This is a genomic window from Anaerococcus tetradius ATCC 35098 (assembly GCF_000159095.1).
Taxonomy (GTDB): domain Bacteria; phylum Bacillota; class Clostridia; order Tissierellales; family Peptoniphilaceae; genus Anaerococcus; species Anaerococcus tetradius.
The window spans coordinates 1-320 of sequence record NZ_GG666372.1; the positions used below are offsets into that span (position 1 = coordinate 1).

Genomic DNA, 320 nt, shown 5'->3' on the forward strand with positions numbered 1-320 from the left:
AACAGCACCCGACACGCCTCTTAACAATGCGGACCAAGTCGGGTCATTTGATTTTAGGAGAAAAAATGAAAAAAATCTATCAAGAACCGATTAGTATAGAAAATCAAGTAAAAAATTTAATAGATTTAGGACTTTTAGTAAAAGATAAATCTTATGCTAAGAAAATTCTTGGAAGAATATCCTATTACAGGCTGATTAAAGCTTATAGTATCACATTAAAAAAAGATGGAAGATATATATCAGGAATAAGTTTTGAAGATATTGTAAGTTTATATAAATTTGATAGAGAACTTAGACAACTCATATTTGAAATAATAGAA

Annotated in this window: 1 protein-coding gene; it reads left to right on the top strand. The window is 27.8% G+C overall.

Features of this window, described 5'->3' with window-relative positions; all coding sequences use genetic code 11:
* Positions 1-65 precede the first annotated feature (65 nt).
* Positions 66-320: Abi family protein (locus HMPREF0077_RS10235; protein ID WP_169304260.1), on the top strand; the 255-nt coding region annotated here is incomplete at its 3' end.